The 9,361-nt window shown below is 60.6% G+C and carries 5 protein-coding genes; 3 read left to right on the forward strand and 2 right to left on the reverse strand.

Annotated elements, in window-relative coordinates:
* Positions 1 to 263 precede the first annotated feature (263 nt).
* The 3 genes from thrB to metH all read left to right on the forward strand — a co-directional run bounded on the left by thrB (position 264) and on the right by metH (position 5,637).
* Positions 264 to 1,166: a homoserine kinase gene (thrB, locus tag Q0288_RS02425; RefSeq protein WP_299426643.1), complete on the forward strand. Its 903-nt coding sequence runs from the start codon at positions 264 to 266 to the stop codon at positions 1,164 to 1,166.
* The gene (locus tag Q0288_RS02430; protein ID WP_299426646.1) at positions 1,136 to 1,870 is read left to right on the forward strand and encodes a DUF4388 domain-containing protein; all 735 of its coding nucleotides are present in this window, start codon (positions 1,136 to 1,138) and stop codon (positions 1,868 to 1,870) included. Before thrB ends, Q0288_RS02430 begins: the two co-directional genes overlap by 31 nt.
* Positions 1,871 to 1,980: 110 nt before the next feature.
* Positions 1,981 to 5,637 carry a methionine synthase gene (gene metH, locus Q0288_RS02435; protein ID WP_299426655.1) on the forward strand — a complete coding sequence of 1,219 codons (3,657 nt, stop codon included), beginning with the start codon at positions 1,981 to 1,983 and terminating at the stop codon, positions 5,635 to 5,637.
* Between the two features lie 243 nt (positions 5,638 to 5,880).
* Here the strand turns inward: metH and Q0288_RS02440 are convergent, their stop codons facing one another.
* Both Q0288_RS02440 and Q0288_RS02445 read right to left on the reverse strand, forming a co-directional pair.
* Positions 5,881 to 6,966 carry a 5-(carboxyamino)imidazole ribonucleotide synthase gene (locus tag Q0288_RS02440; RefSeq protein WP_299426649.1) on the reverse strand — a complete coding sequence of 362 codons (1,086 nt, stop codon included), beginning with the start codon at positions 6,964 to 6,966 and terminating at the stop codon, positions 5,881 to 5,883.
* A gap of 80 nt (positions 6,967 to 7,046) precedes the next feature.
* Positions 7,047 to 9,361 (reverse strand): bifunctional diguanylate cyclase/phosphodiesterase (locus tag Q0288_RS02445; RefSeq protein WP_299426652.1); only part of this gene is annotated, 2,315 nt, incomplete at its 5' end.

Below are 9,361 nucleotides of genomic sequence, written 5' to 3' on the forward strand. Positions count from 1 at the left end.
TTACTACCCTGCCCAACGTCCACAATAAGCCATGCGGCAGTGTACCACGTCACAAGTTTGGATCATGACTTGAACACCCTTCCACGGGAGATCGGGGGCAGGTATCTCAGGGTGACCGGAAAAATCCACATGGCTTTCGGCCTCAGGCGGTTTGCGGTTTGCCCCTGACTACAAGCAGGGAGCACCCATCGCAATTATTGAGCATTCGATAGGCCCGATCAAAGGTTATGATGACATGAATCGCCGCCTTCGGCGAGGGAAGTATGCCCAACGAAACCCTGTACGTTCAAGTTCCGGCCACCCTGGCCAATCTTGGTTCCGGCTTTGATGCCCTGGGGGTCGCACTCGATTTGTATCTCGAGGTCAGCGCCTCGCTGGCTTCCACCGACCAGCTACACTACACCGGCCAGGGCCAGGTGCCCAATACCCCCGACAACCTGATCCACCTGGGCTACCGTGCCGCCTGGCAAGCCCTGGACGAACCCAGCCCACCCACCATCGCCATCCAGGCCTACAATCCCATCCCGCTGGCTCGAGGGATGGGCAGCAGTTCGGCGGCTCTGGTAGCCGGGGCTGCTCTTGCAGATGCCCTATCGGGCTGGCAGTTGGGCCAGGACGGGGTATTTCGGGTGACAGCCGCACTGGAAGGCCATCCCGACAACGTGGCTCCTGCGGTGTATGGGGGCTTTGTAGCGGCCCTGGCCGACCCACCCCTGGCCCTGTCGCTGCCCGCACCGGAAGGGCTGCTCTTTGTGCTGGGCGTACCCGCCTATGAGGTTCCAACCCCGCTGGCCAGAACCGCTCTACCCGAAACCATTCCATATGCCGATGCGGTCTTTAACCTGGCCCGCAGTGCGCTCTGGCCGGCTGCGCTTTATTCGGGGCGTTTTGAGGCCTTGCGCGAAGCGGCTCGAGATCGCCTGCACCAGCCCTACCGCGCCCATCTAATGCCAGGTATTGAACCAGCCCTCGAGCAGGTTTATGCTGCCGGTGCGCTGGCCGCCTTTGTGGGGGGTGCAGGCCCTACACTGGCTGCACTGGCCGATGCCAGCCATATCGAAACCATACGTACTGCCATGCGAGACTATGTGGGTCAGGGGTCAACCCTGGTACTGGGGCTGGGGGAGGGTCTTAGGTGGAAGGCAGTTTCAACACCATCCCGATGAGCGACGTGCTCGAGATGATCCACGCCAACCGTGGAACTGGGGTCTTGCACCTTGATAGCAACCGACTTCCCCTGAACCTGCACTTTGAAGAGGGCGAGGTGGTGGGGGGTGCCATCCTGGACTGGAAAGGTTTTGAAGCCATCTCCACCTTCCCGCTACACCCCGACAAGGGCCGCTTTAAGTTCGAAGCGAACCATGTCCAGGGCGTTCCTTTGATGCCCTTTAAGGCCTTCATGGGCGAGTGGGCCCGCATGAACGACCAGTGGGCCCGCTTTCGCAGCGTTCTGGACTCCCCCAGCCGGGTTTTGGAGACCCCCAGGGCTGTGGAGCCATTTGCGGTCTTTGTGGGTGGCAAAAGCGTTCGCGCTGCCGCCAAGAGCTGGGGCGTTCCGCTCATCATTGCTGCCGAGCGGGCCTGGCGCGGGCTCCGCGAAGGTGACCTGACCAAACTGCGCAAATACGCCTGGTTTGCTTTGCGCATCCGCCACCCTTCGGCACGCCGCACCCAGGCGGGCATCCGCGACCCCAGGGACATGACGGTATTGCTCGATGGCAGCCGCAACCTCGGTCAGCTTGTACACGCCGGTCTTCCCATCGCCCAGGTTCGCAACTACCTGATCCTGCGCATCACCAGCGGAGAACTCGAGGCCCCTGGCAAGGGATGGATGCTGCGCGACCTGCTCTGGGAAGTCGAAGCCGAGTAGAACCCGCATAAAATAGCCGCGGATCGGGAACAGGGGTACGGGGCAGAAGCACCCCAAGCCCTGAGCTACCGGCTATTGGTATACCATGCCCTACAATAGCCTTTGTGAGCGTGGACGCCCCCCGTGACTTCTTTGCCGAGCAGGGCCTCGAGGCCCTTACCGCCCAGGGCTACCAGCGCCAGGCCAGAGCCTCCGCTTTCCCTTTCCTGAAGGCCATTGCGGAGCGGACGCTGGTCTATGACGGGGCCATGGGTACAGAAATCTTCAAATACAGCCTGAGTGACGCCGACTTCGGCGGCGCCCAGTTTAGCGGCTGCCCCGAGGTACTCAACCGCACCCGCCCCGAGGTGATTGCGGCCATCCACCGCAGCTATTTCGAGGCGGGCGCCGACGTGGTAGAGACCAACACTTTTGGCTGCTTGCCGCACGTGCTGGCCGAGTACGGCCTCGAGGCCCAGGCCGAGGATCTGGCCTTGGCAGCCGCTCGAATCGCTCGGCAAGTCGCAGACGAAAAAATGTTTAGCGACGAGGGAAAACCGCGATTTGTGGCCGGGTCGCTGGGGCCGGGAACCAGACTGATTTCGCTGGGGCAGACTGGTTGGAAGGAGTTGTTTGAGTCCTACCGGACAGCCGCACGGGGCCTGGTTCGCGGCGGGGTGGATCTGCTCATCATCGAAACCTGCCAGGACATCTTGCAGGTGCGCTGCTCGGTGCTGGCCTCGAGGCAGGCCATGCAGGACGCAGGGCGCGAAGTTCCACTTCAAGTCCAGGTGACCCTCGAGGCCACCGGCTCCATGCTGGTCGGCACCGACGATGCGGCGGCCCTGACGGTGCTGGAGAGTCTGCCGGTGGATGTGGTGGGGATCAACTGCGCAGTGGGGCCCGACCTGATGGACTCGCATATCCGCTACTTTTGCCAGAACAGCACCCGCTGGGTCTCCTGCCTGCCCAATGCCGGGCTGCCCCGCAACGAGGGCGGGCAGGCCGTGTTTGACCTGACCCCCGCCGAGCTGGCCCGCTGGCAGCTTAAGTTTGTGCAGAAATACGGTCTGAGTGTGGTGGGTGGGTGTTGTGGCACCGGGCCGGAGCATATAAGGGCGCTCAGCCGCGCTGTCGAGGGTCTAGGGTCAGAGGCCAGGGGTCAAAAAAACCCACACTCGACCCTCGACCTTAAGCCCTCGGCTTATGTGGCCAGTCTCTACCAGAGCGTCCCCCTCAGACAGGACACCGGCATCCTGATCGTGGGGGAGCGCACCAACGCCACCGGCAGCAAGAAGTTCCGCGAGCTGCTTTTTGCCGGCGACTTTGACGGGATCAACGAACTGGCCAGTGAACAGGTGGCCGAAGGGGCCCACATCCTGGATGTCTCGGTGGCCTGGACGGGGCGCGACGAGGCCCGGGATATGCGCGAGGTGCTGAAACGCTTCGCCACCCGTGTGCCCATCCCGATCATGATTGACTCAACCCAGGTGGAGGTGATGGAAGAGGCCCTCGAGCACCTGGGCGGGCGGGCCATCCTGAACTCGGTGAACCTGGAAGATGGCCTGCACAAGTTCGACCAGGTAGCGGCCCTGGCCAAACGACACGGGGCGGCGCTGGTGGCCCTCACCATTGACGAAGACCAAGAAGCCGGCATGGCCAAGACGGTGGAGCGCAAGGTGGAAATCGCCCTGCGCATCTACGAGCGCCTGACCCGGCAGCATGGTATCGCGGGTAACTCCATACTGTTCGATCTGCTCACCTTCCCCATCACCCAGGGCGATGAAGACACCCGCAAGCTCGCGCTTTGGACGATCGAGGGCATTGGCAAAGCACGGGAGCTGTTGCCGGAGGTGGGCTTCATCCTGGGCATTTCCAACGTTTCGTTCGGGTTGGCATCGCACGCCAGGGTGGTGCTGAACTCGGTCTTTTTGGACGAGTGCATCCGGGCCGGCCTGACCGCAGCCATCCTGAACGCAGGCAAGATTCTACCCATCAACCGGATCCCCCCGGAGCAGTACCAGCTTGCGCTGGACGTGATCTACGACCGGCGGCAGTTCGGGCCGGACGGCGAGGTTACCCACGACCCCCTGTTTGCGTTTGTGGACTATTTCGCCAAAAACAAAATGGACAAAGCCCTCACCCACGACCCCCTGGCGGGGCTTTCCCTCGAGGATCGCCTCAAAAAACGCATCATTGATGGGCGCAAAGTGGGCCTCGAGGCCGACCTGGAACTGGCGCTGGAGAAGTACAGTCCGGTGGAGGTCATCAACCAGGTGCTCCTGGAAGGCATGAAAGCGGTGGGCGACCTTTTCGGTGCTGGGAAGATGCAACTGCCGTTCGTACTGCAAGCCGCCGAGACCATGAAGACCGCCGTGCGCTATCTGGAGCCCAGGATGGAAAGGCTGGAAGGCGTCCACAAGGGCAGTCTGGTGATCGCTACCGTTAAGGGCGATGTGCACGACATCGGCAAAAATCTGGTGGACATTATCCTCTCCAACAATGGCTACAAGGTGGTCAATCTGGGTATCAAGAAGCCCATTGAAGATATTCTGGTTGCGGTCGAAGAACACCGGCCCGACGCGGTGGGGATGAGCGGGCTGCTGGTCAAGAGCACCGTGGTGATGAAGGAGAACCTGGAATACATGGCCAACCGGGGGCTGGGCCTGCCGGTGGTGCTGGGCGGGGCCGCGCTCAACCGGCACTACGTAGAAAACGACCTGCGCCAGACGTATACCTCTGGACAGGTCTATTACGCCTCCGATGCCTTCGATGGCCTGCAACTCATGGAAGAGCTCACCGGCCATGCTCAGCCTCGACTGACCGGCCGTGAGGTTAGCGGGCACCATTACAAAACCGCCTACCAGATTTTGCAGGAGAAGCTGATGACTGGCTCAAACTTCATCCCTTCTAAAATTACCCCCGCTACCCAGATTCCCCAGGCGCCCTTCTGGGGTCGCCGGGTGGTGCCCAGCCGCGAGCTGGAAATTGGCCTGATTTCGCGCTATGTGAACAAGAGCGCCCTCTTCCGGGGCCAGTGGGGTTTTCGCCGTGGCGAGATGACCCAGCCGGAGTACGAGGCCTATCTGGAGCGGCTGGCCGAGCCGATGTTTGAAGACATGGTGCTGCGCGCTATGGGCGAGGGCTGGCTCGAGCCCGCCGTGGTCTATGGCTACTGGCCGGTGGCCTCCGACAAAAACGATCTGATTGTCTTCGATCCAGCCTCTGGGGACGAGCTATTTCACTTCAACTTCCCGCGCCAGATGGGCGCAGGCTCCCGCCATCTGTGCATCTCCGACTTCTTTCGCCCGCGCTTTGCCGAGCCACTGGGCGACGAGTCGCGCTGGTTCCCTGAGGCGGCCTGGAGCAAGGGTGCGCGGGATGTGCTGGGCACACAGGTAGTAACCATGGGCCGAAAGGTCTCGCAGGTAGCCCAGGAACTGTTCCACTCCGACGCCTACCAGGACTATCTATACCTTCACGGTTTCTCGGTCGAGATGGCCGAGGCCCTGGCCGAGTACTGGCACAAGCGCATCCGCCAGCAACTCGACATCGCCCACGACGACGCCACCAGCATGGAAAAACTCTTCCGGCAGGGCTACCAGGGCAGCCGCTACAGTTTCGGCTATCCGGCCTGCCCGCGCCTGGAAGACCAAAAATATCTGCAAGAACTTCTGCAGTGGCAGGAGATCGGGATTGAACTAAGCGAGGAGTTCCAGCTTCACCCCGAACAGTCCACCAGTGCAATTGTGGTACACCACCCGGCAGCCAGGTATTTCAACCTGTGATGCAAGATACGTGATTGCGGGTGCTTTTGCAGGCATCTCGAGGATGCGAAGCAGTCCAGAAACACACCAGAGGCTGGGCATTTGCTGAACCTCTTCCCGGCTTGGCGGCAGGCCGTGACGGGCCTATCCTGCCTGCGACATCCCGCAGCCACCATGATGCTTTGCGAAAGGTCAGAGACCGATTTCTAAAGCTCTGAATCTGACCATCGGCATCGGACGGCAACAGACGACTTTATTGTTGTTTTACAGCAACCCCTCGAGTTGCCGGAGGCCTGCTTCAAGCTGGCTCAGCGTGTCGGCCCGCAGAGTAATATGCCCCACCTTACGTCCAGCACGAACTTCTTTGCCATACCAGTGCAGATGAGCACCCGGCACACCCAGCACCCTGGCAGGGTCGGGCTGGAGGCCGATCAGGTTAAGCATGGCCGCATAGCCACGGGGTGCTGTAGAGCCTAAGGGCAGGCCCAGCACGGCCCGCAGGTGGTTTTCAAACTGACTGGTCTCAGCTCCTTCTATGGTCCAGTGGCCGGAGTTGTGCACCCTGGGAGCCATTTCGTTGGCCAGCAGTTCGGCTCCCATCTGGAAGAGTTCGATCGCCAGGACTCCGGTATACTCCAGGTTTTCCATCACCGCGACCGAATAGGCTTCGGCCTGGGTTTGCATCTGAGGCGTTACGTTGGGGGCAGGAGCCAGACTCTTATGCAAAATACCTGCGGCATGGTGGTTTTCCACCAGCGGGTAAAAAGCCATCTCGCCAGCGCGGCTTCGTACCGCCAGAATAGACACTTCCCGATCAAAGGGTACAAAAGCTTCCAGAATCAACGCTTCCCCCCCCAGGCTGGCCCATGCCGCCTCCATATCGGCGGCAGAACGCAGCATCCTCTGTCCTTTGCCGTCATAGCCCAGGCGGCGGGTTTTGAGCAGGGCTGGAAAGCCGGTGCGCTTCAGGCCATCCCGCAGGTCGCTCTGACTCCGTACCGGATAAAAAAGTGGGGTGGGAATGCCCAGCTCTTGAAAAAAAGTCTTCTCGGCGATCCGATCCTGGGCCACTTCCAGAGCAGACCGTGGAGGATACACGTTCAGGCGACCAGCCAGCCAGTCTGCCGCCGAAACCGGCACATTCTCGAACTCGTAGGTCACCAGCTCGAGCCCCTGGGCAAACTGCGCCAGGGAGGTCTCGTCCCGATAATCGCCTACCACCAGTTCGGCCAGCTGGCCTGCCGGTGCATGGGCCGCTGGATCAAAAAACCTGAACTGTAGCCCCAGTGGATACCCAGCCAGAGCCAGCATTCGACCCAGTTGACCTCCGCCCAGTACCCCGATTCGCACGCCCATAGCCTACTCGAGCCCTCTCGAAAGGTCGAGCGACAGCTCCCCTGCCCGGCGAAACACGTTCGTGCAGAACGCCGCTATTCCACCGGTGGAGCCAGTAGCTGCTCGAGCCCCTCCTTACCAGAATGCGATGGCCAGGACGAGATAGGAACCGGGAGGCTCACCAGGTACCCCTGGGCCAGGTCGCAGCCGTTTTCGCGTAGCCACGTAAGTTGCAGGGGGGTTTCCACCCCTTCTGCCACCACCTCGGCCTCGAGGCTATGCGCCAGGTCAATCGCGGCCCGAACCAGCTTCTCGTCCCGCACGCTCGAGCCCAGGTAGCCGATAAAGCTTCGGTCTATTTTGAGACGATCAAGCGGCAGTTGGCGTAGATAGCTGAGCGAGGCATAGCCGCTCCCAAAATCGTCAATCGCCACCCGAACACCCAGGGCTCTAAACTGGTTGAGTACCTTTCGAGCCTCATCCGGATTGCGCAGCAGCACACTCTCAGTGACCTCCAGGGTGAGCCAACTGGGGTCTACTGCGGCCCCACCCAGTAGTCTCAAGAGTTCCTGAACCGCATCGGGCTGTGCCAACGACTGGGTAGAGATGTTGATGGACAGGCGATAGGGTTGTTTTTGTTGTTGCCACTGCTTGAGCTGGATCAGTCCTTGCTGCAGTGCTATACGATCCATCTGTTCAACCAGGTGAATCTCCTCGGCTAAGGGCACAAACTCCGAGGCGCTCAACACCCTGTCTTTATAGGGCCAGCACAAGAGGGCTTCCGCACCCTCCACCCGCTGTGTTTTCAGGTGCCAGATTGGCTGGAAGAGCAGCTCTAGCCGGTGTTCTTTAACAGCCTGGCGCAAGTCGGCCTCGAACTGCATCCGCTCATCGGTGTAGGGGCTCTTGGAGGCGTCGTAGACCACCACCCGGCTGCCCGACTCCTTTGCCTGATACATGGCGATATCGGCTGCCCTGAGCAGTTCGACAAAGGTGTGACCATCCTTGGGGAAGCTGGCTACGCCCACGCTAACCCCCAGGCCCGACAAATGCGGCGCCCGATCGCTCGAGCCCAGGGCGCTGCGGATGGCTTTGGACATGCGAAAAGCCACCTGTTGGGCCTTCTCTACACTGGCGTTGACCAGAACACAGGCAAATTCATCGCCGCCAAGCCGGGCCAGCATATCGTCGGCAGGCAGTTGTTTGCTCAGAATCTGCGACGCCTCCACCAGGAGCTCGTCGCCCACATCGTGTCCAAGTGAGTCGTTGACAATTTTGAAGTTATCCAGATCGAGGTAAAGCAGGCTCACCGGGGTCTCGAGCCGGGCCGCCTCGACCAGTGCTTCCTCGGCAACCCGACGCAAGGCCCGGCGGTTGGGCAGTTTGGTCAGTTCGTCATGGTAGGCCATGAATTCCACATGTGCCTGTTGCCGTTTCCGTTCACCGATGTTGCGCATCCCAACCACAATCCCCTGGAGCCCACCCCCCTCACCCCAGACAAAATTAACTACCCCTTCAATCCAAACCCGATGCCCGTCCTTGTGGAGGCATTCATACTCCAACTGGTAAGCCCGCCGTTCCGCAAGGGCCCGCGAGCCTTCCTGTTGCAGTTCGAACATATCCTCGGGACTGACCAGCACCGAGACATGCTGGCCCAGCAGTTCGTCCGGGGCAAAACCCAGCATCTGCCGCACTGAGGGCGTAACGTACTGGATGGTGGACTGTGGGTCTAGCAGCAAGACCACATCCTGGATCGAGTTGGTAATCTGACTCAGGCGAAATTCTCTTTCTCGCAAGGCCTCCTCGGTCTTCCGTCGCTCGGTCACATCGCGACCGCTCATCACACTGCCGATGGGTTTTCCGGCCCCATCAAAGATCCCACTGAATATGGTGTCCATCCAGAGGTAGTGTCCTTCAACATGCCGAAAGCGAGCCTCGAGGCGAAGTGACTCGTTGCCTGCCTGGCTCTGTTGGGTCAACTCAAGAACCCTGGCCCGATCCTCGGGGGCCAGGTAATCAAGCACCGACCGGCCTATCAGCTGCTCAGGCCGGTATCCAAACAAGGGTTCTACCGAAGGGGTAACATAGCGCAACAACCTGTCTGAGTCGGTAAAGGCCACCACATCCTGCATGGCATCGGTAATTTGCCGCAGCATCCGCTCGCGCTCACGCACAGCCTGCTCGGCTCGATGGCGGGCAGTTACGTCTCGAAGGCCGGTGACGGCTCCCCGGTCGTGCCCCTGGGAGTCAAACAAAAAGTGGATAGAGGCTTCCATGAAGAGTTCAACCCCATCGGGACGAACAAAAGTGAAGCTGGCCTCGGCAAAGGGCTTGTCGGGGGTGGCAGTTTTTGCACGGTCTTGAAATCGTCGGGACTGTTCAGCATCCAGGATGCTATAGGCCGAGCGAG

Source organism: uncultured Meiothermus sp., assembly GCF_937863175.1.
Taxonomy (GTDB): Bacteria; Deinococcota; Deinococci; order Deinococcales; family Thermaceae; genus Meiothermus.

Excerpts from the sequence above, each read along its gene's own strand:
- thrB (WP_299426643.1), top strand. The coding sequence starts at position 264 with ATGCCCAACGAAACCCTGTACGTTCAAGTTCCGGCCACCCTGGCCAAT.